Raw genomic sequence first — 24,900 nt, 5'->3', positions numbered from 1 at the left:
CGGGGGCCTGACCCGAATCACCTGCTGAAACAGGAGATCGAGCTGATGACACAGGTACACCACGCGCACCACAGCGCGCCAGAGAACACCAGTTCGGCAGCGAGGCGACCGTCATGATCTGGATCGCCTACTCCATCCCCTTCGCCTTTATCGTGCAGACCGCCATCCAGGCCGTCCACGACCACCACCAACACCTCGCCCGCGTCAACGCCGACCGGCGCAAGATCTGCCACCAGTGCACGGCCGACCTCGCCACCACCATCGCCGCCACCCCCCGCCTGACCGGCTGGCGCATGGCTCTGTGGCGCTTCGCCGCAGCCACCAGGTGGCCCCTCTACTACCTGCGCGAACTTTGCATCTTCGCCGGGATCTCCTCGCCGGAGGAGCCGTGCACGAGCTGCGCGTATCTGGAGGTGACGTCATGACCGACCTCACCCCCTACATGCCGCCCCCGTGGGCAGCATGGGCCGCCGCCGGCATCCTCGTACTCGCCGCCGTCCTCACCGCCGTGCGATGGGCACGCCGCCGACCCGCCACCGACAAACCCGCCACCAGCACCGAAGACCGCCTCACCCGCGTCGTAGCCGGCATCGCCACCGCCGTCTCCGCCGAAGGCATGTGGCGCTTCTCCGGCGACGTCCTCGAACTCGACGGCCCCCTCCGCGTCATGCTGTTCGCGTTCATCGAACTCGCGATCGTCGTCTCCGCCATCCGCGCCCGCCGCAACATGCGGGACAACTACTCCGCCGGCATCGACGGCATCGCCGTCTGGGTCCTGGCCGCTCTCACCGCCGTCCTGTCCACCCTGGACGCCAAGTCCTTCGGTGAAGGCGTGTTCCGGCTGGTCGCCCCCCTCGTGGCCGCGTGGCTGTGGGAGCGCGGCATGGCCATCGAACGTCGCCGCCTGCGCGGCACCTCCACCATCAACTGGCGACTCACCCCGGAGCGCATCCTGGTCCGGCTGCGCCTGGCCGAGCCGTCCGAGCGCACCGCGGGTGAGGTTGACGCGCAGCGCCGCATCAACCGCGCCTCGATGGCGAAGGCCAAGCTCGACGACCTGCGCGCCGTGAACGCCTCCCCCCGTCGGCAGCGGGCCGGCATGCGGAAGTTCCGGCGAGCTCTCGCCGCCGCAGTCGAACACTCCCAGCTCGCCGTCAACGAGGAGCGGCAGCAGATGCTGCTCGCCCAGATCGACGCCATGCAGAGCGCGGAAGTCCTCGCCGACCGCAAGGCCACCGCCGGATGGGTGTCGTCCCCGCCCCCTGCGGGCGCCGGTGCCGTTCCGGAAGAGGCTCGGCTGGCGATGGAGGCCGGGCGTGCATGGGAGGCGAACGGCGCCGTGCAGCGAGCGCTCGACCTGACCGCCACCAGCATCCTGGCGCGCGAGCCGTGGCTGACCGGCCGGCCCGGCGCAACCTCCCCCGCAACAACGAACCACATTGCGGACCTGGTTGCGTCTGAGGTTACGGGCCACCCCCTGGGCGAGGCTCCCGTACGACTGCACGCGGAGATCGAGCCGGACGACGACACCGCCGCGGACGCAACCAGCACCGCAACCGGAGACGCAACCCCGAGCGCAACCGCCGCCATGTACGAGTACTTCCTGAAGATCGTGCAGGTCGAGAAGCGAATCCCGAGTGGCGCCGAACTCGCCCGCATCGGCGCGTGTTCCGAGACATACGGGCGGAAGAAGCGGGCCGAATGGGAGGCCCAGGTGGACGGCCGAGTCCGCCGCGGTCTCGCCGCGGGGCCCAGACGGGAGAAGGCGTCATGAACATCCCCGCAATCCTCGCGTTGGTCGGCCTCATCGCCGTCTTCTCCGTCCGGCCCGCCAGCCCTGACGACCGAACGTGGCGCCAGATGCGCAACCACGCCCAGTCCGCCGGTGTCCTGCGCGCCACCACGGCCACCGTCTGGGTGCTGCTCGCCACGACCGTCCTGTGCCTGGGCGACCTCGTCCGCATCGGCGCGTTCCTCCTGGCCGAACTCGCCGGCGTCGTCACCGTCATCGGCGTCGCCGTCTGCGCGATCGGCCACCAGCCCAAGCCCCTCCCGCTCGCCTCCGTGGAGCCGGTATGAGCACGCCGCAGCGGCACCTCTACCCGGTCCCCCCAGCCGATGAGCCGCCCGTGACCAGCACCGAGGAAGACACCATCATCGAGGCCGTCATCATCGACGACCCCAACACCGAAGACCGGCTACCGGTCCCGTCCCGGCGCATCATCGACGCCGTCGGCACCGTCGTCGGCCAGCGGGTCGAGCACGTCCGCCAGCAGCACGGCTCACTCGCGCTGGCCAGCCTGCGCGTCAGTGGCCGCGGCATCGGCTACGGCGGGCTCGGCGTGGCCCGCACCGTCGCCTCCTACTACCGGTGGGTGACCGCCGCCGAGCATGACGCCGTGCTGGCCACCCAGCCGCAGTTCGTGGAGCAGGTCCGCGCCCGCCGCCGCAAGGTGTCCCTGTGGGGGCTCGGCACGCTCGCCGCAGGTGACGGCGCTCTCGTCCTGTTCGCGGACTGGACGTGGTGGACCGCGCCCAGCCTCGGCCTCGCCGCGGTCGCCACCGTCGGCGGCGTTGTCGAGGCGGTGCGCCGGCGTCTGGCCGTGCAGAACACGCAGGAGGGCCAGGAGGTGCGGACGCTCGGCACCCACCCGGGCAGCAAGGCCGTCCGGCACGCCATCGCCAACGCCGGCGGCCTCGGCAAGGCCGACGAAGTGCGCGTCCTGCCGCCCGGCGTGATCCGTGACGACCAGTCTTCCGTCCCCGCCTGGACCGCGATAGCCGACCTCAAGCCCGGCATCCCCGCGGCCAAGGCCGTCAAGCGGCAGCAGGAGCTGGCCTCCGCGTTCGGGGTGGACATGACCCAGCTCGATGTCGACCCCGTGAAGGGCCACAACGGGCGGGTCAAGTTCTGGGTGGCCGACTTCGACCCGCTCACCGGCGACACGATCGTCAGCCCGCTCAAGGGCCGCGCCACCCCGGTTGACGCCTGGACGGAGAAGGCGTCCGTCGGCAAGGATCGGCGCGGCCGGTGGGTGTCGTTCGCGCTGCCGGAGCGGTCCCTGCTGACCGGCGGCGAACCCGGCGGCGGCAAGAGCGTCTCCTGCAACAACGTGCTGTGCTTCGCCGCGCTCGACCCCTTCGTTGACCTGCGGATGGTCGACGGCAAAGGCGGCGCCGACCTCATCGACTACGAGCCGCTGAGCACCCAGTTCCTCGCTGAGCCTGACCCGCTGGCGATGCTCGACCTGTGCACGCAGATCCAGGACGAGATGAGCGACCGCTACCGGACGCTCAAGAGCCTGGGTGAGCGCAAGCTGACCCGCGAGATCGCCGTCGAGACCGGCATGCGGCTGACTCTGCTGCACATCGACGAGATCCAGTTCTTCGCCGCCGCCCGCGGCAAGACCGGCGTCCCAGGCGACGACGAAGGCGGGAAAGCGAAGGTCGGCGACCTGATCGTGGACGCGCTGTGGGACATCGTCTCCCGCGGCCGGGCCGCCGGCTTCATCACCTCTGCGGCGACCCAGCGGCCCGCCGCAGAGGTGGTCCCGTCGAAGCTGCGCGACATCCTGTCCATCCGGTGGGCGCTGCGCTGCACAACCCCGCAGGCCAGCGACACCATCCTCGGCCAGGGCTGGGCCTCCCAGGGTTTCAATGCCGCCCGGATCGACGTCACTCAGCGCGGCGCCGGCCTGCTCCTGGCCGAAGGGAGCGTCCCGACGTGGCTGCGCTCGTGCTTCCTGTCCGACAACGACATCAAGGCGATCAGCCGCACCGCCTACCGGCTGCGTGAGGCCGCGGGGACTCTGCCGGCGACGGAGACTCACCCGGGTCGTCTGCTGCTGGAGGCGTGCCTGCGGGTGTGCGGTGAACGGGACAAGATCTGGACCGCGGATCTGCTCGCCGGGCTGGCCGGGCAGGCGGCGTGGGAGCGTCCTGCCGCCATGTTCGACGAGGCCGCTGACGCCGCCCGCGAGTTGGCCCGACTGCTCAAGCCGTACGGTGTCGCGCCCCGCGGACAGGACATCGACGGCGTCAACCGCAACGGCTATCGGCGCTCCGATTTCGAGGATGCGCTGAACCGGCTTATGCGCCGCTGATCGGGGCCTCCCGCTGGAGGCTCTAGTGGGTCTAGGACGGCGTTTCCGGTGGTCAGAAGGCTCTAGATCCCTAGGCCACAGGTCTAGGTCCTAGACCTTCCTGGTCTAGCGCTAGACCCCGGCTAGACCCCTCGCGGCCGGTGTTGCGGGCGTCCCCAGTACGCGTCTGGGGCCGCCCGGAGCACCCGCTCCCCGAGGGATCCGAGGAGATCAACGATGAGCTTTTTCAGAAGCCGACTGGACGAGGACAAGCTCGCCCAACTTCACGGCGGCTACAAGGCAGACCAGGAGCGCCGGAATCTGGCGAGGACCGCGGTCGGCGGTAACGGTACCCGCGCCGACCAGCGCAGAGCCCGGGAAGCGCTTGAGGCAGATCTCGGAAAGCGCGGCGCCAAGCAGGAGATGGAGAAGGCGCTACGAACCGCCGGCGCCCGAGCCAAGGCCTCGGAGCGGCTCCGTGGCCTGCTGCGGGACCGCTGAGGAGGCCGCCATGAGATGGAACCGAGCCGCCCAGCGCGCCGGAGAGGCAGCCGCCAAGCGCCTGGAGCAGGAGGCGCGGCTGCTGGAGGCCGTCGCGGAGAAAGAGCCTGACAAGCGGGTCGCCCGCCAGCTCATCCAGGGCGCCGCCAGCCGGCGGGCCGGCGCGGCTGAACTGCGGAAAGGCTGAACACACCGAGGAGATCACGATGGCACTTTTCAAGGGTCGCCTGACCCAGACGCAGGCCGTCATCTTGCAGGCCGCGGCAGCGAAGGACGCCCGTCACCGCGCTCTCGCCGACCAGGCGACCACCGGCAAGTCGGCCGAGCGCCGCCAGGCGCAGGCCCAGCTCGTCCGGGAGGTCGGCGAGGACCGCGCGCAGCAGCTCTTGGACGAGGCGCTGGCCCGAGCCGGCGGCAAGGCCGGGCTCCGGCGCCGGCTACTGAACGGCGGCTGAGCGTCCGTTGCGGGTGCCCGCCCGGCGCTTCCCCGGCCGGGCGGGTGCCCGGAGCAGAGCGCTCCCCAATCAAGCAGCACCGCTACGAGGAGAACACCCATGAGCAGCGACAGGAACGACCTCTCCCGGATGGCCGGCGAGAGGGCACTCACGAAGTCCCCCGCCTCCCGGACGCCAGGCGACCACGACCGGGCCCAGTACGCCCTGACGGGCGAGCGGAGCGGCAAGAAGTGGTGCGACAACTGCGGCGACTACGAGGCCACCACCACGAATCGTCAGGGCGACGACGTGTGCCGTGATTGCGCCTGAGCGCTGAGGTTGCGGATGTCCCTCTCACCTGGGGCTGGGAGGGACGTCCGGAGCAGAGCGCTCCAACGAGAGGAGGAGAGATGGGGCTGTTCGACAAAGACCCCAAGCATCAACGGTTGAAGGAAATCCGGGACTCGGGCTATGACGGCCCGCTCGACAAGGACCTGAACAAGGTCGACCCGCTCAGCCGCGAGGCCGACGCCCTGGACGCGCTCAGGCGTCTCGGGTAACGCTCCACCTAGACGAGACGGAGGCGTAACGTGGGAAAGAAGGACGAGGAGAAACCCCCTCCCCCGCCCATCTGCGGCGGATGCAACGGCGCAGGCGGCGAGTGGATGGACCGCAACGGCGACAGCAAGAAGCAGTCAGTCTGGGTGAAGTGCACTACCTGCAACGGATCAGGACGCAAATGACAGACCCGATCACCTGCCCCGAATGCCACGGCGACAAGGGCGACCAGCTCGGCCCCTTGTTCCTGGCGTGCCGCTTCTGCCAGGGCCGGGGCTGGGTCGGCGGGGAGCACGAACCCGCACAGGAGCCCACTCCCCCCGACGGCCCCCCGCCGGTGTGGGAGGACCGCAGATGGGGCTCCACCGTGTGGGCGGCAGCAGGCGTCTGTAGCCGCTGTCTCGGGGCCAAGAAGGTGTCCAGCGTGGACAGGTCCACGGGGACGATGTTGATGGTTACCTGCGACGCCTGCGTCCAGTAGGAGGCGCAAGAGCGCCCCTGCCCTGTCGTACCAGGGCAGGGGCGCTTCGCTTTGTGTGCGGCTTGTGCATCGCCCCACAGCGTCTACCTTGTGCGTCATGGGCATCTGGCGCTCCCCTGACGGCTACGAGGTAGAGGCGATCATCCTGGACGGTCGCCAGGTCCTTCGGGTGTCCCGCATCTACGGCGACCGCAGGGTGGTGCGCGGCTACTGCCGGGACGTCGCCGAACTGGCGGGGCTGGGCGTAGACCTCGGCGCCCTCGTGGAAGAGCCGGCGTAACGCAACGAGAAACGCCCCTGCCCACCACGGGACAGGGGCGTTTTGCTGTACGAGGACCTACCGACCAGGATCCGGCGCTTTCGCTGGGCGCTCCATATCGCCCCACGAGCCGCCCCGCAGGTTGTGCATCTCCCGCATCGCTTCCAGGCGCTCAGCCCGAGCTGCGGCGAGCTCGGCGATGAGGGCCTCATCGCGCTCGGCCCGCCCCTCGATGATGTCGAGGGCGGACGGCATCTTCGCGATGATCTCCTGGACGCGGGCGTTGGCTGCTTTGAAGCGCTCGGTCTGCTCGTGCGTCGGGTATCCGTCGGCCATGTGTTCCCCCTGGTGGTGCGTGGTGCTGGCCGCGAGTCTACGCAGACGCGGACAGGGGGGATCTCCGGGACACGCCTGCGGGCCACCGTCGCTCGCGGGCATGGTGGAGACGTGGACGACGACACAGAAGAGGCGGTTACCCGGGGCGGCCTCAGCGACGAGGAGTGGGCCGCGCTGTCCGCCGAGCAGCGGCTGAGGTTGATGCTGCGGGTGCAGGAGGCGCTGGACGAGGAGACCCCGCCGCCCGGGCTGAGTGGGCCGGCGAGCGAGGCTTCCAGGCGGCACCCCTACCGGTAGCCGAAACGACAACAGGCCCCGTCCTCCCTCGGCAGGACGGGGCCTTCAGTGGTTACTCCTTGGTCTGGCGACCCCACAGGTCCGCCATGAGGTCCACGCCCTGAGGAGTGGCGTACGCGACCGGGAAAATGACCCCGTTGTTCGTCTCGGTCTTCACGACGAAGTGACCCGAGTTCTGGCTCGTCGTCCTCGGCAGGTTCCTGGAACCGCCCGCCTTGGACACCTGACGCCTGAACAGGTTGATCTCCACCAGCCAGTTGGTCAGAGTCTTGACGTTGGTGCCGAAGATGTCGGCCACCTCCGTCATCCCGATGAGCCCCTCGGAGTTGCAGTAGGCGTCCCACTTGCCGGCCTTGGGCTTGGCGACCTCGAGCTCCTTGGCAAGCTGCTGTTCTCGCTCGAGGACCGCGACGTACTTGCGCGCCATCTCGAGTTCGCTCATCGGCCGGTTGGTGGCGATCTCCGCTTCGCGCGTGCGGACGGCGAAGTACGACTGGGCGGCGGCGACCTGCGGCTTGTTCGGGTCGCCGTTCATCGCGACCAGGTAGGCGGCGTACCGGTTCAGCCGGTAGTCGCTACGAGGAGCTCCGCCCGTACCTTCTTGCCGGACCCGGCAAAAAGCCTGGTCAGAATAGGTGGCGGTGTTCTCCGCCGATCGGACGGCGCGTTCGATCGAGTCCTCGAAGCGGCGCCACTGGTCATAGCCCATGACCTCCTGGAGCTCGCGGGCCATCCAGTACTCGCCCTGCTCATCCTCGCGCCGGATCCGGTCAAACGGCGAGTCGCCAACCTGGGACCCCCGGTCTACGGACGCCGACAGGACGCTGGTATTTTCGGACACGTCAACTCTCCTTGGAAGGGTTGGCCATTCCCGGGCCTGTTCGCGCAGGTGCCGGGCTTCAACCGATGTTGGAACGATTCTCCCAGGGCTCACAGTGAGCCAAAGCGCACATCCGGGACGTTTCGACTGGGACAAGAGTCACACGCCTCCCGGGAACAAAACCCAGGCTCGTGGACCACATATCCCCCTTTAACCTTCTCGCTCGCTGGGGAATGTAGGCACGAAAAAGCCCCGCCCGTCCCGAAGGACGAGCGGGGCTTCGCATCACCCGGGGAGGGTGGCACTCGCCCACCCGAAGCGGACGAGGGGATGTTGATTAGATCCTTTAGGTGTCGCACGGGCTTATCAACGCGAGCTGCTAATTACAGCCGAATTAGCAGCTCGCAGCGCGCGGTACTGCTCCTCGTTCACCGGCCCGTCAGGGTGGCAGGAGAACGAGCACCGGTCGTCGCCCCAGAGGGAGTCGAGGCATTCGCCGTAGCAGCCGTGCAGGCAGTGGCCGCCGCCCGGCTCTGCCGTTGGCAGCAGCCTTTCAGGGCGCAGTTCGCGGGCGAGCTCGCGCTTTTCGCGGGCCCGTTCCACCTTCGCGGTTCTCGGGCCGTTGCAGCACGTACAGGCGACCCGGTCCCAGACCTTCCGGCCGAGCATGCGGGCCATCACGGACCCCCCAGTCCTCCAGCGTTCGCCCTCTGCCGAAAGGGTTTCCAGTGCTCGTACTCGGCCATCAGTTCGGCTTGTAGCGCCGCCTGCTCCTCCGGTGTGCGCACCGGCTCTTCCCGTGGCGCGAGCGAGTCGCGGAGGGCTCGGTGGCGGGCGATCGCCCGGCTGTAGCGGTCCCTGAGGTCGTCCATCAGCTCACCGCCGCGTACGGGGTGGACGTGTTGCACACCCAGCAGTAGCGGTGGCCGGGTTCCCTGCACTGGTCATCGGTCACCGAGTGCCCGCGCGCTGCGCAGTAGACGCGCCAGGGCCAGCCGGGGAGAACGAGGTCGCGGCCTGCCAGCGTCAGGTGCGCCTCTCCCCACCACAGCCACAAGCGATGGGCTCCGGAGCCTCTACTCATCCCGCACTTCCTGTTCTACGTCCGGGTCGCTGAGAGGGATGCCAAGGAGCTCGGCAACGTTTCGAGAGATCACTGGCGGCTGGTACGTCCAGACCTCGTCCTTCACCTTGCGGTTCAGGGCCGCAAGGTCCGCGAGCGCCTGGTTCTTCTGGGGAGGCTCGTCCAGGGAGCGACGGAGGTCGTCGAAGAAGTCGGAGGGCACGAGTTCGAACCTCCTCCATGGTGGTTCGGTTTCGAACGCTGGGGTGTGTATTTTCGACAAATACGATCAATTACGATCTTGCGCGAGGCTCTGACCTGGCCCGACTCTGTTGAACTGCCCTGGCCGCAGGACGAACGATCAAGTCCGGCTTGATGGTTGGGGCGCGGGTGGTCCGTGGAACCCGCGCCCCAAGTTCCGACTGACCGGACGGAACCCTGACCGCACGGTAGCGGCCGGCACCGACAGAATGACGGGCTATGGAGCCAGGCTGTCCGACCGCGTCGCGTTCGGGACCGCCCACACACCCAGCGTTGTGAGCACCGCCAGGACGATATCGATCCACTCCTGCGGCGTAATCACCTGGTCGGTGACGGCGGACTTGGCCACCACAACAGCGGCGAAGAGAGCGGCTATCACCGTCTTCGCGTACTTGCCTACCTTCATGATCCCCTCCTCAGGGGGTGGCTCCCCTTCGGGAGCGGGATGAGAGGAACGCCCGTGTTGGGCGGAGACCCGCAGCACGTACTGCAGGAGCGCGCCGTCAATCACTCGTCGACGACGTCACCGGCGACGAGCTCGATCGTCGCGGTACCAGCGGGGACGACGTCCACAGCCAGGGTCGCGGACAGGCCCAGGGCCGCGATGGACGCGGTCAGCACCGCGGACCCGGGCGCGCCCGACACGACCGTGCACGAGCGGGTGTCCTCCGACACCTGCAGCGTGGCCACGTCCGCGTTGTCGATGGACCACTCGATGGACTCGACGGTGTCGAAGCCGGCAGCGTCCTCGGTGTCGCACTCGACGGTGAACTTCTGACCAGTGTTCATCTGCATGGGATCTACTCCTTCATGGATGGTTTCGCCTGTGGCCTCGTCTACGACGGGGCCAGGGATGAGGTGCATGCGCGCGGTGCCGGCCAGCCAGGCGGCGAACTTGCTGGCCGTGACCCGGATCGCGTTCTCCGCTTCGGTGGTGGTCTCTTCGCGGTCGACGCCGAGCTGCAGATGGTGAGTGCCGAGCGCGACGTGCATCTCCACCGCCGCCGCCAACGCCGCGGCGCGCAGAGACGGGACGTCAGGCCAGGCCCGGATGAGCGGCCTCACGCGTCGCTCACATCGAGGCGCACCTGGATGCGGCCGATCTCCTGCTGGATCCGGGCCACCAGCGCTTCCACGTCGATCTCGCTGTCCTGGCGGGCCATGGCCTCGGCCATCGCCTGGATCGCCGCCGTCTGGGCGTCCACCTTCGCGCCCAGCTCGGCGAGCGTCTTACGCTGCTCCAGGACAAGCTTGACCGCGTTCACCAGCAGGTTCCCCGCCTGCCAGGACGGGTTCTCCGCCGAGCCGAACGGCACCTTCAGTTCGTGCTGCCACATCTCCTTGGCGCCCACGTCGTCCTCCTTCTCGTACGGCGGATTCCAGAAGCCGGCAATCACCGACGGGCCGCGCACCCTGCGCTTGCACGCGTCGCCCGTGTTCGCCTCGATCGTCTGCACGCGGCCATCGCCGAGGTTGCGTTCGACGATCCCCACGTGGTCGATAGCGGCCCGCCGGTCGGTGCCGGCCCAGTCGAAGTAGATGACCGCGCCAGGGCGGGCATGCTCGCGCAGCGCCTCCGCGGTGCCGGGATGCCACAGCCCGAGCCGGGCACCGTCCTCTGCGTGCCACACCGTGTATGCGCGGTCCCCGGCAGGCAGGACCGCGGCGGCGTTCCCCGACTTGTGCGCCCAGCGGGTAACGCCCATCTGGCACCACGGCGCTTCCAGGTACTCGTTGCCGTGCCGGGCCGCGTACTCGCGCGTGACCGGGTTCGGCCGGCCCGCCATGCCGAGGTCAGCGACCGCCGCGGCGAGCATCTCCTTGTCTCCGCTCACGGCTGCCCCCGGTAGATGCCGTGCTCGTCAGGGTCCCCGTAGAGGCGCTGCAGCACTTCTTCCTCGTCTGCCTCGCTCGGCCCCCACTCGTGCCGGTCGACGAACTGCCGGGTCAGTGCCGCCTCTTCGTCACTCATGGGGGTCCTCCTCGTGGGTCTTGGTGCGCTGCCGGCGGGCGGTCCGCCACACGCGCACGATGATCAGCCAGCGCCAGAACAGCACCAGTGGAACGCCGCCGAACACGACCAGCCGCACCACCAGGAACCAGTCACCGTCAGGGACAATCAGCCGGACGGCCCACAAGGAGAGGCAGGCGGCGAGCACCAGTTCAAAGGTGAAGGCGTGCCGGCCGCCCGGCGTGCTGCTCCACCTGGACAGCAGGTGGTGGGTGATCACGACCAGCCAGGCCATCGCCATCGTCACCACGATCTCCACCGTGCCGAGGTGGCGCACAAGCTCAACGTCCACGCCCGTACGCCTCCTCGAACAGCCGGTCGAAGCCGTTCTCTTCACGCAGCCGGCGCAGCCACTGCGCCAGCGAGCGAGCCTTGCGCGCCCTGGCTAGGGCCTCGCGCGCTTCTTTGCGTGCACGCTCGGCGGACTCCTCGGCGTCCCGCCTGGCCTCGTTCAGGTCGTCCATCAGCTCGCCTCGATCTGCCGATTGCGGATCTCGGTAAGGAGCGCGCCGGCGATCTGAGCGCCTTCAGTGCTCGCGAGCAGAGCGGCCCGCTGCTCCTCGGCGTAGGCGCGTCTGGTGACCCCGTGGGACTCGCACTCGCTGACGTACAGGGCGTGCCACTCTTCGGCGTCCTTCTGTGCCTCGGCTATGCGGGCGTCCCGGTCGGCGCGCACGTCCTCCAGGTGGGAGCGGGGTACGAGCCGCCCGCTGAAAATCATCCAGACGACTCCGAGGAGCACGCCGAGCGCTCCTAGCTGGACGATAGGGAGCTGTGCCCATTCCACGCATTGCCCCCTTGTGGTGTGGTTTGGGTGCCGCCCGCGAGTCCCGCGCACACCCCTGTGTCGCGGACGGCACGATCAGGTGTCCGGGATCGGACATGGTTCTCAGGTAAACCGGGCGCTCGCGACAGGCGTCTCAGGAGTCCCACCCGCGACGAGGAGACCACCCATGGGCCACCCCCAGCAGCCGCACAGGCGCGACTACACGCCGGTCTGGATCCTCGCCGGCACCATCGTCTTGATGGGGTTGGCGGTCATGGCGACGCTCGTGGTGCTCGATCAGTCACGCAACACCGGCGGCGGGACCGCTGCGGTCGCTGAGCAGCTTGACTCGCCCGAGCAGCCCGAAGCGCAGGAACCTCCGCAGGAGGAGCAGGGCCGGGATGAGGCGACCGTGAAGCAGGTGGCACAGGCGGCGTTCGACCTGTACTCGTCCGGCCAGTACGGGCAGTTCTGGGATGTGTGGTCGTCCCAGGCTCAGGCGTCGATCTCGCGGGACGGCTACGTGCGGCTGTTTGAGCTGTGCAAGCCGATCGCGGAGAACATCAGGTTCACGATCCAGAGCGTCGCCATCACCGGAGTTTCGGCGAAGGTGCAGGCGAACCGGTTGATCGGCGCGTTCACGTTCGACTTCGTGTACGAGGGCGGACGGTGGCGGTACGTGCCTGCGGCGGATCAGCAGCAGGAGTACCAGTCCGGCACTGTGGAGCAGGTCGTCGAGGCCAGGAAGGCGAAGGGCACGTGTGCGGGAAGCACGCCCTCGTTCATGGTCCCGACCCCGACCCGCTAGTCCTTCAGCGCCTGCAATTCTGCGGCGTACTTGTCCCGCTCCTCCACAACCCCTCGCAGGACGGCGCGGAGTTGGGCGACCTCATCCAGCGCTGCGTTGCGCTGGGCGGCGACGGCGTCGATGACGCCTTCCAGGGGGACGCTCATGCTGGTGTCAGCCACGGGGCTCCTTGAGGGTGTAGTAGCGGTACGGGCCATCCCCGTACACGTTGACCTGGTCACGGCGGGGCTCGACCAGCAACGGGGGTACGTCGCGGCGGATGGCCTTGACGAGCCAGGAGACGCGCTGCCCCGGCGTGCCGTGGATGGTGAACCGCCCGCTTCGGGGCGTGGTGGCGGACACGGCTCGGGCTGCCGTCCCAACCGGGGTGACGAGCACCGAGCGTCCCTCGATGGTGGTGAGGGGCTCGAAGTAGCCCGGCAGCTCCACCACCGCCGCGCCCTGGCCGTCGAGGTCGGCTTCGCCCCAGTACTCGACCCCGTTGTGGGGTGACTCGGTACAGCCGTGGATCAGGTAGCGGTCCGGGTCGTCGGTGTGAGGGATGATGAAGCTTTTATGACTGACTCCGTTGATGGTGACGCCCGTCGGCGTGACCCGGAACTGGGTGGCGGTACCGCCGCTGTTCATGCACTGCAGCAGCACCTCAACGGGACTCATCTCGATCAGGGCGCCAGCGAAGCCGCCGACATCTCCGGTGTGATTCAGGCGAATCACATCCGGATAGAGTTCGAACACGCTGAACATGTCTGAGTAGGTGCTGGTCCGCTGAAAGATGCCGACGTAGTCGGTGGTGTTGCTGGTCGAGGTGATCGTGGCGACCTCGCTGCCGCTCGTTGCGTAGAACCGGATCTCCGGGCTCGCCGACCCTGCCGGGTTGAACACGATCCGCTTGCCCGAGAAGCCTGTCGAAAGCTGACCGACGAGCGTGACGTTCCCGCTCGCGCTCGCGATGTCCACCGTCTGCTGGTTGCTGGAGTTGTAGGCGCGCAACCCGTTGGCGTCGAGCTGGAGCCGCGCTCCCGAGGTTCCCGTCTGCAGGGTGAACGCTCCGGTCGTCGAGAGGGCAACCGTCTGGGTGCCGCCGCTGTTGAACGCCCTGAACCCGTTCGTGCCGTCAAGCTCGACCCGCGCTCCCGAGATGGCGCTTCGGAGGCTGAAAGCACCCGTATTCAGCAGCGACACCAGCTCGGATCCAGAGCCGTTGAAGCCATGCAGTCCGGTCTGGTTCAGCTCCACCCGCTGGCCAGAGGCGGCGGTGTGGATGGCCGCGCCGAGGATGATGTTGGCGCTGAGCGTGCCTGCCGTGATTTTCGAGGCGATCAGGTCGGAGATGTGCGCCGAGTCGATCAGCAGCGCAGTCGCCGTCGCCGAAGCTGAGGCAGCGGAGCGGTTGCCCGCAAGGTCCACCGCGATGACCTTCACGTGTCGAACGGTGGTCTCCTCCACCTCGACCGTGCCCACCGCCGGAATCAACCCGTTGATCATGCCGGAGTTGGCGGCGACCTTCCCCTTCAGGGTGGTCGAGTCCGGCGTGAACCCGGACGAAGCGCCGACGTGGACCTCCAGATGGTCCAGATCCAGCTCCAGGTTGAACGTCCCGCCGGACGCCTTGCCGAGCGTGTGCGTGATCTGGATCGCCAGCCGCGACCCCGCCACCGTAGGCGGAGCAGGCGTCGAAGGCGGGATCGTGTCCGGGTTCGCCGTCGCCGTCTCCACCGCAGACCACGCACCCTGGTTGCCCGAGGTGTCCACCGCGCGGATCCGGAAGTCGTAATCCACGCCCGGCGACAGATCGAGAACCTCAGCCTGGAGCGTCCCCCACGGCGCGTACGTCGTCTGCCAGTTGGTGGCCGGGCTCAGCCCGTACTGCACCTCGTAGTGGTCGCCGTCGAGGATCGTGGACCCGTCAGAGTTGAGCGGCAGATCCCAGGCGACGATCATCCGGGCGCGCGAGTTCCCCGCCACGTCCAGGTAGACACCGGTCGTGAACGGCAGATCCCAGCTCACAACCCCGGGGATCGTCGAATCCGGGATGGGGCGCGGCCCCACCGGCTCCGTGCCCGCGTTCGTGAGACTCCGAGACAGCTCCCCCACCGTGACCGTGGTCGCCCCAGACTCCCACCGCACGTACGGCGTCAGGTCCACCCACGTGCCGTCCTGGTGGCGGTAGGCGACCGTCATCCCCTCACCGACAGGCCAGCTTGTCTCCACCACCCGCAGCTTGATCGGGTTCAGCCGCTCGCCCCGGAACGTCACCTCGGCGCTGATGTCGAACAGTCCGGAGTCGGGGTCCCACACCCACACCCAGTCGCCCGGCTCCACCGACCCCCGCACGTCATCGGACACCGACCGCAGCTCGTAGTCCGTCGTCGACAAACGGAGCGCGTTGCGGGTCCCTGAGAAGCGGTTGAGCTGCAGTTGCGCGCTCGCGTCGGCGTTCCCCGCGCTCGTGGTCGACTCGGACACCAGCCGAGTCCTCAACACCGGCTGGCCACGCAGATCCAGATACGGATTCGACGCGATATTCGCGCTCCCCGTAGCCGTCGACTCCCCTTCCCCCTCGGCCAGGACAACCACGCGCGTGGTCCAGTCCTCGACGTCCCGAGTAAGAGCCATGTCGCCGGGCAGGCCCGTCAGATCCAGGTCCCGCCCGACCGCGCCCTGCCGCAGAATCACGCAAGACGGTGTAGCCGAGAACAGCGCCGAAGCCGGACCGACGTCCAAGGTCGCGTTACCGTTTACCCGCCACTCCCCGCCCATCAACTGGGCGATGCGGTCGATCGCTTTCCTCTTGGACTGCCACTGATGGCGGCCCGTGTACGTGCCGGCCACACCGGAGTGGAAGGTGCCCTCGACGACCGCCGTGGACGCCCCCAAGATCTGCCTGACCGCGTTCGCGAACGTCTGCCCCGTGATGACGACAGCGGATTCTAGGACCTCGCCCTTGTCGTCGGCGTCGCCCAGCCAGACGGCCATGCCCTGACCGCCGACCTTGGCGGCCTGCTCCGTCTCCCGTTTCGTCACCACACCCACGTAGCGGGCTGTGGACAGCAGGTTGTCGCCGTACTCGGCAGGCGAGAGTCGCCCAGCAATGAACGCGACGTGGCCGAAGTACTGCAAGCGGTCGAGGACCTCGCGCGGCGTCTCTTCCGTCAGGGAGACGCCCCACGAGCCGAGCCCCATCAGCACCTCAGTGACCGGCACGGGCTACCTCCTGACGGCTGCGGTGATCTCGGGGAGGGCGCCGATGAACTGGTCCCGGAGGTGGGTGGCTTGGTCGCCTGCGACTGCTGATCCCCCACCGGCGACGACGCCGGCGAAGAAGGTCAGCGACGTGGACGCGGTGCGGGTGAGCCCGCCGGACGCGTGGGGGTCGAAGTTCCGGGGCGAGCCTGCGATGGCGCGGTTGCCGTCGGCGTCGTTCGTCGTCTTCACCACGTACGAGGTGGCATCGGTCATGGTCTCGGCGTTGGCCAGGTAGAAGCTGAGGGCGCCGGAGTCGCCGCGTTGCAGGTGCCCCTCGACGAAGCGAGAGCCGCGCCGGAGGGTGAGGTCCAGGACAACCCTGCCGACCGGCGAGCGTGAAGCTGTGAGCCGGACGATGCCCTGCTCCAGGTCGTTGCGGAGGATGCTCGCGGACTCCCACGAGGTGACCTGCACGCCGCCGATGTCCACCCACCATGCCTTCGGGCGCCACAATCCGCTCGTGAACGACGCGATCTCCAAGCTTCCGCCAGATGAAAGCGGACGGACCCGGACGAGCGCGTTCGACAACTCCCAGTGGTCCGTGGCCAGGTTGTGAGACACGCCGACCCGCTCGGTGCCGAGGGTGAGGATGCGGACGCGCCCTCGCAGCCAGTCGTCCACAGCGCATCCCCAGCGTGGGGACACCCCGGACGGGACACCCCGGTACACGGTGATCGTCCCATCGGCGGAGGCCCGGGTGAGGATCGTCGGCGAGGTCGATCCGGTGTAGTAGGCGTAGTGCCCGATCGGCGGGGCCGACCAGCGCTCCCCCGCCAGGGCGAAGTCGTTGGCGCGCACGGCGCCGGACAGCCTGCTCTCCAGGTCGACGTCCGTGTCGGACCCATGCCGGACCAGGGACAGCTTCCAGTTGATCCAGGCGATGCCCTGCGCCTTACGGTCCAGGTAGTCCGAGCTCGCCGACCGGATCGTGTAGTAGCCGTTCCGCTCCGACTTCTCATCCCAGACCGCGGCGACGAGACCACCAGGCGAGCCGATGACGTGGTCGTGCCGGTCCAGCAGGTCATCCCGCGTGATCAGCGGGACGACCTCCTTGCCGGACAGCTCCAACTGGCCCGGCTGCTCCGACAGGCCGAACGTCTCCCGCAGCAGCAGCCGGCCGAGGCGCACATCGCTCACGCGTACGCCTCCTTCTCCAGCCCGATCAGCGTCTCCTTCAACTGCACGGCGAACCGACGCCACGACAGAGGGTCGTTCGGGTCGATGATCCCCTGCACGGGGATGGTCAGGTTGTCGATGTGGAACACCCTGCCCTCCCCGCCTGCGCCGGCCTGAATGGCTGCGCTCGCGAACACGCCGCGGTCGACCGCACCGGCCTGAGCCGGGATGGCCACGTCAGTGGCGACACCCGCCATGTGCTGGGCTGCGGCCTTCACGAGCGGCTCTTCCGCCTTGATGCCGACGACCATGCCGCGCGGCAGCTCCTTGCCGATGGCGGCGAACACCTTCGACGGAGAGGCGATGCCGAGGATGCTCTTGGCCCAGCCGGCGAGTCCGCCGAAGAGGTTTTGGACTTCGGAGACCAGCCAGTTCCACAGGCTGACGATGCCGTTCCAGAAGCCCAGGACGAGGTCACGGCCTGTGTTGTAGAGCAGTGAGCCCATGTTGCCGAGCGCGGAGAGGATGCGTCCGGGCAGGCCTGAGACCCAGGAGACGAGCTCGTTGAACTTGCTGATGGCCCAGTCCTTCGCCTGGCCGATCCAGCGGCTGAACATCTCGGGAAGTTTGGCGATCCAGTCGCCGATCTTGTTGACCATGTCGGGGATGATCGAGTTGCCGACGAGCTTGTCGAAGAGCCAGGTGAACCATTCGACGACCTTCTTCACGACGGGGATCACCGTGTCGATGATCTTGGTGAAGGCGGGTAGCAGCTTGTCGTTGATCATGATGACGATTCGCAGGCCCTGCGCCACCATCGGCGCCATCGCCACCGCCAGCTCCAGCAGTTTCGGGACCAGCGGAATGACCTGCTTGATCAGCTCCGTGTAGGCGCGCGACCACTCCTGCACCCACGGAGCCAGCTCCTTGATCAGCTCCAGGATGATCGGCAGCGCCTGCACCGCGAGCTCCGTCAGCGGCGGGATCAACGGCAGCAGCGCGGGCAGCAGCGACAGCCACGCCTGCACCACCAGCAGAATCTCCGGCAGCAGCTCCTGGAGTGCCGTGGCGAGCTGCGGGCCGATCGTCTGCCACATCTGCGACAAGGCCGGAAGCAGCGGCCGGATCGCCGCGATCAGCAGGGCGAGGGCCTCCACCAGGAACTGGCCCAGCACCGAGGCGATCTGCGCAAGCACCGGCAGCAGCGGGCCGACTGCGGTCATCAGGTCGTTGAGCAGCACCGCCGCCAGGGCGATGACCTTGGGGATGAGCGGCGCGATGATCGGAACGGCCGCCGCGAAACCCTGCACGAGCAGCGTCAGGCCAGGCAGCAGCGTCTGAATGCCCTCGGCCAAGGACGTAGCTATCACCACGGCGAGCTGGCCGAACACCGGCAGCAGAGGAGAGAGCGCGGTAAAGATCCCACCGATGGCCGCGCCGAGCGGCGCCATCGCCGGCGCGAGCGCCGCGAGCCCCTCGGCGAACGCCTGGATGAACATCTGCACCCCGGGCAACAGCGCTGCAATCCCCTGCCCGATCGCCGCAAACAAGGGGCTGAGCTGCGCGAACGCCGTTCCTATCGTCCGGCCCAGCGGGGCCAGGGCGGGCGCAAGCGCGGTGACGCCCGCCCCGATCCCGCGAATCAGTTCCACCAGGCCCGGCCCGACAGCCGCGACCGCCGGACCCAAGGCACGGATCGCGGTGACGAGCACGCCGGAAAAAACCGTCGCGACCTTCGCCGCCTCCGGGGCGATCTTGGCGATCGCGCCGACGATCGCCGTGATGACCGGGGCGATCGCCTTGCCGATGTCATTCAGCGAACGAAAGATCGTGACGAGAACCCGCTGCCCCTGCGCCGAGTTCGTCCACTTGTTGAAGCTGTCGGCAAGCTGGCCGACGACCCCGAGCAGACCGGACCCGGACTCCCGCGCGGCGCCGAAGACGCCCTTGAGGATCCCTCCGACGTCGGCGGCTATCGACCCGAGCGCCTTGATGACGGTGAGAGCGGACTCCATCCACTGCAGCGCCCGGCCAGATTCCGCCGCCTTCGACAGAAACTCGCCGAACCGCGTGGCGAGTGAGGCCACCTCCGGGGCGAGCCCCGCCAGGAACTTAGACCCCACCACGCCCAGATCCCGGAAGCCGGACAGGAGCGGCTGCAGGGACGGCGACAGGCCGGAGATGATGCGCCGCATGTCGCCGAACACCGCACGGACCGCAGCCACGGTGTCGGCGGAGCGGCCGAACTCGGCGATCCGGCGGGCGGCGGTGCCGAGTTCGGCTGCTACCCCGCTCATGCCCTGCTTGACAGGGCCGAGCAGTGCAGAAGCAAGGCTGGTGAGCTGACCGACGAGCGGAGCGAAGAACTCCCCCTGGACGGCCTTCTGCAGGCCCTCGAACGCAGGCTTGAGCGCCCGCAACTCCCGAGCGACGCCCTGCGCAGCGGGCGACAGCTTCTCCAGGCTCTTCTCGAAGTCGGCTGCCGACCCGGTCAGCGCCGTGCTGAACGCGTCGGACACGCCGACGAGCGCCACCCGCAGCGTGCTCATCGCCGCGGCGCCAAGAAGCATCGCGCCCGGCAGCGCCGTGATAGCGCCTGCGGCGGGCGCGAGAGCAGCGCCGAGCGCGACCATGCTGGAGGCGGCCGAAGCCGCCCCTGCGGCCAGCGTCGACAACGCGCCTGCGGTGAGAGCGAGCTTGCCGATGCTGGCGGTCAGCCCACCAGCAGCCCCCGCGGCACTCCCGAACCCGCCTGCCAAGCCGGCCAGGCGCGGGGTGAGAAGGTCGAAGACGCTGCCGGCGACGCGCCCCAGGTTGCTCTTGAGGGAGCCGCCGAACCCGTCGTTGAACCCCTGCCCGGCGCCTTCGCCGAGCTTGCGGCCTTCGGACACGAACTTGCCGCGCTCGTCCCGCAGCCGGCCCTGGGCATCGCGGGTGAAGCCTTTGCCGAACTCGTCTCCGGCGCCGCGGCCGGCGTCCCGAAAGTCGTCTCGGACGTCTTCCCTGACGCCCCGGGTGTCGGCTCGGACGCGGACGAACGCCTCGGCGAGGGCGGCCATGGGCACCCCCTCGCGCGGGTCTACATGGCGGCCAGTCGGGCGATCAGCAAGCGGCGCTCTTCCGGGTCCTGCTTGACCGGCGCTGCGGGGGTGAAGACGTCGAGGAACACCTCGTGCGGGTCTGGCTCAATCTCCTTGAGTGCGTTCACCGCGGCGAGTAGCGCCACCGTCTGCGTGGTGGTTTGCCGCCACTCGATCCACAGGGCGTGGACGACGTCGCACCAGTCGGCCAGCGGCAGGTCACTCAGCCGTAGGAGACCACCTGAGGCGTCTCCTCCTGCGGCTTCTCCTCGACGGTGCCCCGCGAGAAGGAAACGACCCTCGCAGTACCCGCCTCGGGCAGCGGCCCATCGGTAGAGTCCGAGGGCCTCTCGGTAGGGCGGGCAGCGGCATCCCCCGCGAGGTCCTGCACGATGAGCATGAGCTGCTCACCGCTGGTGCCGTGCTTACGGCAGTGTGCGCGGAACCGCTGGTAGCTCGACCCCAGGAGCCCTTGGTAGAGCTCAGCGAGGATCGCCAGCCCCTCCGCGCTTTCGGAGTCGACGCCCTGGACGGCGAGACGGGCGAACTCGGAGAAGTCGAGCAGGCTCATCTGGGCCTCGCACTCCCAGGCGACGCCGTCCAGCTCGAAGCCGAGCGGCTCCTCGGTCCGTTTGTGGCCGGTCGAGGTGTAGGAGCGTCTGGTCATCATGCCCTCGTCGGGGCGGCGAGGATGGCCTTGAACAGCTTGGCCCCGGCGGGCTTCTCCAGCTTGAACTCGCACGCGATGGTGGCCTTCTCGGCTCCCTTGCGGCGGTTGATCTCCATGTTGCCCTGCTGGAGCGCCTTGCGGAACACCCACCGTTCGGTGCCGTCCTCGGACTCCCAGCCGAGCATGGTGCGGACCTCTTCGCCCAAGTCGGGGGGCTCGAAGGTGACGATACCGGTCCCTGCGGTGATAGTGCCGCCGTTCAAGGCCCGCTTCAGGTTGCTCGCGGTGATCTCAGCGAGCGCGAACGCGATCATCCCTTCGCGGGACGTCAGCGCGATGGCGATCGGGTCGAGCTCTTCGGCGACCTCCACGTTCTCCGACTCGACCGAGTACGTGAAGGTAGAGCCCTCGTCGGTATAGCCGAGCGGGATCCAGTTCGCGCTGACCGACGCCCATGGCGTGGTCAGGTCGGTGGGCTCGGTGGTGCCGAGCACGGCGACGTACAGAATGCCGGGGCCGAGCGCGACAGCGTCCGGGTTTCCACGAGCCATCAGGCTTCACCTTCCTTGCTGGTGGCCTGATCGGTTTCAGGCTCGTTCTGGGGGGCGGCTGGAGGCTGGTCCTGCTCGCTGGGGGCTTCGTCGGATCGGCGGACCTTGTCGGCCCAGCCGTACCGGTCGACGTGCTCGACGGGCACCCGGTCGCCCACGTTGAACGCGCGCCCGAACTGACCGCCGATGAACAGCGGCTCCGTGGCGACGTAGTAGGCGGGCGGGCTCTGCTGTTCCCGCTTCGGCGTGTTCCTGCCGGCCATCAGGAGGAAATCTTGAAGACGCCGACGGTCACGCTCGTGACCGCGGAGTAGGTGATGGCGACGTCCTGCCCGTACACGCTGACCGGGAGGGGGATCTTCCACCGCTCTCCCGCGGGGATCGTCACCTGACGGTCGGAGATGGCCAGACCGTGGAAGGTGGCCGGAGTGGCGAGCGTGACCGTCTTTGAGGACGCATCGCCATTCAGCACCTCCAGGAAGTTGCCGTCCCCACACGGCGCGGTGTCGCCGCCGCCCGCGGCGGCGGTCAGGGTCGATGCTGAGCCGCCCGGCACCAGCACCTGCAAGGCGAGAGCCGCCATGGGTTCCTCCAGCTAGATCAGATAGAAGTCGGCGTCGACCACGTAGTGGAACTGCTCGCGGTCGGTGTCGTGGTTGTCCACCAGCAGCGGGCCGGTGACGTTGTCCGCGACCAGGCACGTCGCGTCCCCCATCGGTGTTCGTGTGCCGGAGAGCGCTTCGACCGCGTTCGCGTAAGCCACCGCGGCGAGCTCGGCGGCGCCGTCGGTTCCGGCGTAGATGGAGGCGCTGATCCGGGCGCGGTCTGCGGGGCGCTCGGCGAACAGGTCCCCGGTTCCGCCAACGCGAGACAGCACCACGTACGCGCCGTCGGCGGTGGAGCGGACCTGCTGCCTGAACGCCCCCTGGGGGATCGGCGTGCCCGGCCCGGTCAGGGTGCCGCGCTGGGCGTTGACCCACTCCCGCACAGCCGTGACTGCGGCCACGCGAGGCATGTCACGCCCCCCGCAGGTCGTCGAGCGCAGGGCGAAGGTGCGGCTGGGCCGCGGTGCCGGGGTGGTGGACCTGGCGGGCGAAGTGGACCTTGCCGTCGCTCCCGACCCACCTCAGCCAGCCGCCCGGCGTCCGGGGGCGGATCACGTGAGGTCGTGTGCCGACCTCGACGAACAGGCCGTACGGCTCGCCTTGCGGCGTTCGGGCGGCGGAGGCGATGTCGACGTACAAGCCGATCTCGTCCCGGCCGAGCTGCCAGCCGATCTTCGACCGGAGGTAGCCGGACCCGCGTCCGCCTGACCCGCGGGGCGAGACCGGCGCACGCCGCTTCGCGCCCTGGGTGACCACCTCGCCGCAGCGGGCCAGGTGTCGGGCGACGGGCCCGTCCTGGCCGTGCAGCAGCTCCTGCAGCTCCCGCTCGTTGAAGCGGAAGTCGAACCCGCGCCCACCCGCACCCACCATGGCCGCCTCCTACAGGGGGTAGTCGCCGTACAGGGCCGGGTCCGGGAAGGAGTAGATCGGGACGAGGTTGCCCTCGGTGCCGCCGCCGGCGTCGTTGCAGCCGTCGACCAGTACCTTGAGCGCGTCCTTGGCCCGCTGGTTGAGCTGCTCGTAGACGCTGACGTCGGCGTTGCGGTCCGGGTAGGCGAGCTCGATGTCTGCCGCGGCCCGAAGTGCAGCGGTGCGCGTCGCCAGATCGGCCAGGTGGAGCGGGGTTGCCGAGAGGACGCCGCCGATCCCCGCCAACGTCCACGCCACGGCGCCGGCGATGTAGCGCCATGCCTGTTCGTCGGTGGGTGTGGTGGACGCGGTGAACGTCATCAACAGCACGTCCGAACCGGGCGCGTTCCTGTCTCTTGTGCGGGTGGGGATGTGGTCGGCGACGTGCTCCAGTGTTGGCGCCCAGGACGGCAGAGCCACGGCCCCTCCTCGCTATGTGGTTGTGCTCAGGCCGGGCGCGGGGAGTCGCCCGGCCTGAGGCGGCTACTGCTCGCTCTTGCGAGGGGCGGGCTTGGCCGTGGCCTTGGCGTCCTGGCTCTTGCCAACCTCTGCAATGAGGTTGGAGTCGAGCAGGTGCTGGATCCGCTCCTGGGGGACGCCTTCGGGCAGAATGGCGCCCTTGGCAAGGTCGACGAGCATGGTCCCGTTCGAGGTGGAGACGGGGATGTGGACGATGTATTCGCCGACAACTTCGTATTCGGTGGCCATGTCTCCTCCTACGGGTTTGTGCCGGTGATCTTGACAGCGGCGCCGGGCTCCTGGATGACCGGCACGGTGATCCGGCGGCCCCACACCTCCCAGGCGTCACGGCGGGCGATCCGCTCGGACTGGATCTGAACGGCCATCTCGCCGACGGTGTAGCCGGGGTCGACCTCGGCTTCGTCGGCCATGCCACCGAGCTGGGTGGAGTCGAACACCCACACGTCGTTGGACGGGAGCCGCGATGCGGGGGCGACGATGACCTTGAGGTTGCCGAGCATCTCGATGTCCCCGCCGTAGATGGGGTTGTCGGTCGTCTCCCGGCGGCGCAGCGTGGCGATCTTGTCGTCGGACGCCATGAACGCGTACTTGGTGGACGACATGAGGATCGAGTCCGGGTTGTAGCCCATGTCGAGGTCCTCGATGGCGGCCTCCGCGGTCTCGATGTCGCGCAGGATGTTCGCGGTCGACACGTCCCAGTTGTCCACGGCCGGGCTGGTGGCAGTGACGGCGGACGCGACGGCCGAGATGGTGATCGAGTCCACCTTCCGGATGATCGTGTTCACGACCTTGCGGAGCACCCGGTCCAGCTCGTCGCCGGGGCGGGCGTTGCGCTTGATCCGCTCGTCGGTGAGCTGAGTCGCCTGGCCCCACTTGGAGACTGCAGCGAGCGCAGCGGCGCCCTCGGGGGTGACGTCCTTTGGGTACTCGGCGCCCGGGGCGACGGACTCAACCTCGCGCGTGTTGAAGATCGGCTCGCTGACGTCGTACAAAACGGCGCCGCCAGACGACCGGTAGCGGGCGGTCAGGATCTTGTCGGCGACGAACCGCAGATCCTGGATCGTCTGCAGCCGCCGCTGAATCTGGGTCGGTGACTGGAGCAAACGATGAATGGTCAGCAGGTCACCCGAAAGGGTGGGAGCCTGCGGGGGGTTCACGGGCATGGTGCTCGTTCCTTTCGGGAGTTAGCGGCCGATCCAGCGGACCTTGTTGGTGGCCGTGGCCGTGGTCAGCGCCGTCCCGAGGTGCGTGCCCGCAGCGGCGACGGTGGCCAGGGTGCTGGAGTCGACACCGCCGGCCGTGGACGAGGTGACCGCAGCCCCGGCGGTGACACCCGCGGGGGTGGTCGTCTCATGGACGACACCGGACAGCGGCCAGATCGCAACCCGGGCGCCGACCCCGGCGTCACCGGCAGCGACGCCGATGGAGGCTCCGTTCGCGCCTGCGGTGGGGGCGACGGTGCCGACGCCGGAGGCGAATACGACCTGGCCACCAGTGACGGCGGCGGAGGCGGTCATGGTGAACGGCTCCATGCCGTTCGGGAACACGGGCAGGTAGTCAGCCATG

General features: G+C 68.7%; 38 protein-coding genes. 12 read left to right on the top strand and 26 right to left on the bottom strand.

Features of this window, described 5'->3' with window-relative positions:
• The first annotated feature begins 113 nt into the window (after positions 1 to 113).
• The 10 genes from AB0I67_RS14455 (at position 114) to AB0I67_RS14410 (ending at position 6,336) form a co-directional block, all read left to right on the top strand.
• Positions 114 to 425: a hypothetical protein gene (locus AB0I67_RS14455; RefSeq protein WP_357923039.1), complete on the top strand. Its 312-nt coding sequence runs from the start codon at positions 114 to 116 to the stop codon at positions 423 to 425.
• Positions 422 to 1,774, top strand: a complete 1,353-nt coding sequence (locus AB0I67_RS14450) for a hypothetical protein (protein WP_357923037.1) — start codon at positions 422 to 424, stop codon at positions 1,772 to 1,774. Before AB0I67_RS14455 ends, AB0I67_RS14450 begins: the two co-directional genes overlap by 4 nt.
• A complete protein-coding gene (locus tag AB0I67_RS14445) occupies positions 1,771 to 2,079 on the top strand; it encodes a hypothetical protein (protein ID WP_357923034.1) in 309 nt (102 codons plus the stop codon). Before AB0I67_RS14450 ends, AB0I67_RS14445 begins: the two co-directional genes overlap by 4 nt.
• Positions 2,076 to 4,103 (top strand): FtsK/SpoIIIE domain-containing protein, encoded by a 2,028-nt coding sequence (locus AB0I67_RS14440; protein WP_357923030.1) that lies wholly within the window; start codon positions 2,076 to 2,078, stop codon positions 4,101 to 4,103. Before AB0I67_RS14445 ends, AB0I67_RS14440 begins: the two co-directional genes overlap by 4 nt.
• Before the next feature lie 216 nt (positions 4,104 to 4,319).
• Positions 4,320 to 4,583: a hypothetical protein gene (locus AB0I67_RS14435; RefSeq protein WP_357923028.1), complete on the top strand. Its 264-nt coding sequence runs from the start codon at positions 4,320 to 4,322 to the stop codon at positions 4,581 to 4,583.
• A 10-nt stretch (positions 4,584 to 4,593) separates the two neighbouring features.
• Positions 4,594 to 4,770 (top strand): hypothetical protein, encoded by a 177-nt coding sequence (locus AB0I67_RS14430; RefSeq protein ID WP_357923025.1) that lies wholly within the window; start codon positions 4,594 to 4,596, stop codon positions 4,768 to 4,770.
• A 19-nt stretch (positions 4,771 to 4,789) separates the two neighbouring features.
• Positions 4,790 to 5,038 carry a hypothetical protein gene (locus tag AB0I67_RS14425; protein WP_357923022.1) on the top strand — a complete coding sequence of 83 codons (249 nt, stop codon included), beginning with the start codon at positions 4,790 to 4,792 and terminating at the stop codon, positions 5,036 to 5,038.
• Between the two features lie 99 nt (positions 5,039 to 5,137).
• Positions 5,138 to 5,347 carry a hypothetical protein gene (locus tag AB0I67_RS14420; protein ID WP_357923019.1) on the top strand — a complete coding sequence of 70 codons (210 nt, stop codon included), beginning with the start codon at positions 5,138 to 5,140 and terminating at the stop codon, positions 5,345 to 5,347.
• An 80-nt stretch (positions 5,348 to 5,427) separates the two neighbouring features.
• Entirely contained in the window at positions 5,428 to 5,577 is a 150-nt protein-coding gene (locus AB0I67_RS14415; protein WP_357923016.1) for a hypothetical protein, read from the top strand.
• A 576-nt stretch (positions 5,578 to 6,153) separates the two neighbouring features.
• The gene (locus AB0I67_RS14410) at positions 6,154 to 6,336 is read left to right on the top strand and encodes a transposase (RefSeq protein WP_357923014.1); all 183 of its coding nucleotides are present in this window, start codon (positions 6,154 to 6,156) and stop codon (positions 6,334 to 6,336) included.
• A gap of 57 nt (positions 6,337 to 6,393) precedes the next feature.
• Here AB0I67_RS14410 and AB0I67_RS14405 read toward each other — a convergent pair whose 3' ends face one another.
• Complete coding sequence (locus AB0I67_RS14405; protein ID WP_357923010.1) at positions 6,394 to 6,651, bottom strand: hypothetical protein; 258 nt, start codon at positions 6,649 to 6,651, stop codon at positions 6,394 to 6,396.
• Between the two features lie 111 nt (positions 6,652 to 6,762).
• Here AB0I67_RS14405 and AB0I67_RS14400 point away from each other — a divergent pair, with 111 nt between their 5' ends.
• Entirely contained in the window at positions 6,763 to 6,948 is a 186-nt protein-coding gene (locus tag AB0I67_RS14400) for a hypothetical protein (RefSeq protein WP_357923007.1), read from the top strand.
• Positions 6,949 to 7,000: 52 nt separating this feature from the next.
• On the opposite strand, the gene AB0I67_RS14395 is transcribed toward AB0I67_RS14400, so the two are convergent.
• The 10 genes from AB0I67_RS14395 to AB0I67_RS14350 form a co-directional block, all read right to left on the bottom strand.
• Positions 7,001 to 7,789: a phage antirepressor KilAC domain-containing protein gene (locus AB0I67_RS14395; RefSeq protein WP_357923004.1), complete on the bottom strand. Its 789-nt coding sequence runs from the start codon at positions 7,787 to 7,789 to the stop codon at positions 7,001 to 7,003.
• 345 nt (positions 7,790 to 8,134) lie between these two features.
• A complete protein-coding gene (locus AB0I67_RS14390) occupies positions 8,135 to 8,446 on the bottom strand; it encodes a hypothetical protein (protein ID WP_357923002.1) in 312 nt (103 codons plus the stop codon).
• A 398-nt stretch (positions 8,447 to 8,844) separates the two neighbouring features.
• Complete coding sequence (locus AB0I67_RS14385) at positions 8,845 to 9,054, bottom strand: hypothetical protein (RefSeq protein ID WP_357922999.1); 210 nt, start codon at positions 9,052 to 9,054, stop codon at positions 8,845 to 8,847.
• Between the two features lie 255 nt (positions 9,055 to 9,309).
• Positions 9,310 to 9,498 (bottom strand): hypothetical protein, encoded by a 189-nt coding sequence (locus AB0I67_RS14380; protein WP_357922997.1) that lies wholly within the window; start codon positions 9,496 to 9,498, stop codon positions 9,310 to 9,312.
• 101 nt (positions 9,499 to 9,599) lie between these two features.
• The gene (locus AB0I67_RS14375; protein ID WP_357922994.1) at positions 9,600 to 10,157 is read right to left on the bottom strand and encodes a hypothetical protein; all 558 of its coding nucleotides are present in this window, start codon (positions 10,155 to 10,157) and stop codon (positions 9,600 to 9,602) included.
• On the bottom strand, positions 10,154 to 10,927 hold the full coding sequence (locus AB0I67_RS14370) for a CHAP domain-containing protein (protein ID WP_357922991.1): 774 nt from the start codon (positions 10,925 to 10,927) through the stop codon (positions 10,154 to 10,156). Before AB0I67_RS14370 ends, AB0I67_RS14375 begins: the two co-directional genes overlap by 4 nt.
• On the bottom strand, positions 10,924 to 11,064 hold the full coding sequence (locus AB0I67_RS14365; RefSeq protein WP_357922988.1) for a hypothetical protein: 141 nt from the start codon (positions 11,062 to 11,064) through the stop codon (positions 10,924 to 10,926). Before AB0I67_RS14365 ends, AB0I67_RS14370 begins: the two co-directional genes overlap by 4 nt.
• Complete coding sequence (locus AB0I67_RS14360; protein ID WP_357922985.1) at positions 11,057 to 11,395, bottom strand: hypothetical protein; 339 nt, start codon at positions 11,393 to 11,395, stop codon at positions 11,057 to 11,059. Before AB0I67_RS14360 ends, AB0I67_RS14365 begins: the two co-directional genes overlap by 8 nt.
• Positions 11,385 to 11,567: a hypothetical protein gene (locus AB0I67_RS14355; RefSeq protein WP_357922982.1), complete on the bottom strand. Its 183-nt coding sequence runs from the start codon at positions 11,565 to 11,567 to the stop codon at positions 11,385 to 11,387. The genes AB0I67_RS14360 and AB0I67_RS14355 overlap by 11 nt, the downstream gene beginning before the upstream one ends.
• On the bottom strand, positions 11,567 to 11,845 hold the full coding sequence (locus AB0I67_RS14350) for a hypothetical protein (RefSeq protein WP_357922979.1): 279 nt from the start codon (positions 11,843 to 11,845) through the stop codon (positions 11,567 to 11,569). Before AB0I67_RS14350 ends, AB0I67_RS14355 begins: the two co-directional genes overlap by 1 nt.
• A 211-nt stretch (positions 11,846 to 12,056) precedes the next feature.
• On the opposite strand from AB0I67_RS14350, the gene AB0I67_RS14345 reads away from it, so the two are divergent.
• Positions 12,057 to 12,677 (top strand): hypothetical protein, encoded by a 621-nt coding sequence (locus tag AB0I67_RS14345; RefSeq protein ID WP_357922976.1) that lies wholly within the window; start codon positions 12,057 to 12,059, stop codon positions 12,675 to 12,677.
• Here AB0I67_RS14345 and AB0I67_RS14340 read toward each other — a convergent pair.
• The 15 genes from AB0I67_RS14340 to AB0I67_RS14270 all read right to left on the bottom strand — a co-directional run bounded on the left by AB0I67_RS14340 (position 12,674) and on the right by AB0I67_RS14270 (position 24,899).
• Positions 12,674 to 12,838 (bottom strand): hypothetical protein, encoded by a 165-nt coding sequence (locus tag AB0I67_RS14340; protein WP_357922973.1) that lies wholly within the window; start codon positions 12,836 to 12,838, stop codon positions 12,674 to 12,676. The genes AB0I67_RS14345 and AB0I67_RS14340 overlap by 4 nt on opposite strands.
• Positions 12,831 to 15,881, bottom strand: coding sequence for a fibronectin type III domain-containing protein (locus AB0I67_RS14335; protein WP_357922970.1), 3,051 nt, complete (start codon positions 15,879 to 15,881; stop codon positions 12,831 to 12,833). The genes AB0I67_RS14340 and AB0I67_RS14335 overlap by 8 nt, the downstream gene beginning before the upstream one ends.
• A 3-nt stretch (positions 15,882 to 15,884) precedes the next feature.
• The gene (locus AB0I67_RS14330; protein WP_357922967.1) at positions 15,885 to 17,060 is read right to left on the bottom strand and encodes a hypothetical protein; all 1,176 of its coding nucleotides are present in this window, start codon (positions 17,058 to 17,060) and stop codon (positions 15,885 to 15,887) included.
• Positions 17,057 to 20,098, bottom strand: coding sequence for a hypothetical protein (locus AB0I67_RS14325; RefSeq protein ID WP_357922964.1), 3,042 nt, complete (start codon positions 20,096 to 20,098; stop codon positions 17,057 to 17,059). The genes AB0I67_RS14330 and AB0I67_RS14325 overlap by 4 nt, the downstream gene beginning before the upstream one ends.
• 20 nt (positions 20,099 to 20,118) lie before the next feature.
• Complete coding sequence (locus AB0I67_RS14320) at positions 20,119 to 20,247, bottom strand: hypothetical protein (RefSeq protein WP_357922962.1); 129 nt, start codon at positions 20,245 to 20,247, stop codon at positions 20,119 to 20,121.
• Positions 20,248 to 20,342: 95 nt separating this feature from the next.
• Positions 20,343 to 20,789, bottom strand: a complete 447-nt coding sequence (locus tag AB0I67_RS14315; RefSeq protein WP_357922959.1) for a hypothetical protein — start codon at positions 20,787 to 20,789, stop codon at positions 20,343 to 20,345.
• Complete coding sequence (locus tag AB0I67_RS14310) at positions 20,786 to 21,340, bottom strand: hypothetical protein (RefSeq protein ID WP_357922957.1); 555 nt, start codon at positions 21,338 to 21,340, stop codon at positions 20,786 to 20,788. The genes AB0I67_RS14315 and AB0I67_RS14310 overlap by 4 nt, the downstream gene beginning before the upstream one ends.
• The gene (locus AB0I67_RS14305) at positions 21,340 to 21,603 is read right to left on the bottom strand and encodes a hypothetical protein (protein WP_357922954.1); all 264 of its coding nucleotides are present in this window, start codon (positions 21,601 to 21,603) and stop codon (positions 21,340 to 21,342) included. The genes AB0I67_RS14310 and AB0I67_RS14305 overlap by 1 nt, the downstream gene beginning before the upstream one ends.
• Positions 21,603 to 21,923, bottom strand: coding sequence for a hypothetical protein (locus tag AB0I67_RS14300; RefSeq protein ID WP_357922951.1), 321 nt, complete (start codon positions 21,921 to 21,923; stop codon positions 21,603 to 21,605). Before AB0I67_RS14300 ends, AB0I67_RS14305 begins: the two co-directional genes overlap by 1 nt.
• 12 nt (positions 21,924 to 21,935) lie before the next feature.
• Positions 21,936 to 22,346 carry a hypothetical protein gene (locus AB0I67_RS14295; RefSeq protein ID WP_357922948.1) on the bottom strand — a complete coding sequence of 137 codons (411 nt, stop codon included), beginning with the start codon at positions 22,344 to 22,346 and terminating at the stop codon, positions 21,936 to 21,938.
• 10 nt (positions 22,347 to 22,356) lie between these two features.
• Positions 22,357 to 22,815 carry a hypothetical protein gene (locus tag AB0I67_RS14290; protein ID WP_357922945.1) on the bottom strand — a complete coding sequence of 153 codons (459 nt, stop codon included), beginning with the start codon at positions 22,813 to 22,815 and terminating at the stop codon, positions 22,357 to 22,359.
• Positions 22,816 to 22,824: 9 nt separating this feature from the next.
• Entirely contained in the window at positions 22,825 to 23,274 is a 450-nt protein-coding gene (locus AB0I67_RS14285) for a hypothetical protein (RefSeq protein ID WP_357922942.1), read from the bottom strand.
• A gap of 63 nt (positions 23,275 to 23,337) precedes the next feature.
• Positions 23,338 to 23,562, bottom strand: coding sequence for a hypothetical protein (locus AB0I67_RS14280; RefSeq protein WP_357922939.1), 225 nt, complete (start codon positions 23,560 to 23,562; stop codon positions 23,338 to 23,340).
• Positions 23,563 to 23,570: 8 nt separating this feature from the next.
• Positions 23,571 to 24,497, bottom strand: coding sequence for a hypothetical protein (locus AB0I67_RS14275; protein ID WP_357922936.1), 927 nt, complete (start codon positions 24,495 to 24,497; stop codon positions 23,571 to 23,573).
• A 21-nt stretch (positions 24,498 to 24,518) separates the two neighbouring features.
• On the bottom strand, positions 24,519 to 24,899 hold the full coding sequence (locus AB0I67_RS14270; RefSeq protein ID WP_357922933.1) for a capsid cement protein: 381 nt from the start codon (positions 24,897 to 24,899) through the stop codon (positions 24,519 to 24,521).
• Position 24,900: the final 1 nt, after the last annotated feature.

The sequence above is a fragment of the Nonomuraea sp. NPDC050310 genome (assembly GCF_040655795.1).
Classification (GTDB): Bacteria; Actinomycetota; Actinomycetes; order Streptosporangiales; family Streptosporangiaceae; genus Nonomuraea.
Note: the sequence above shows the minus strand (reverse complement) of the source record. Positions and strands in the feature narration are given on the sequence as shown.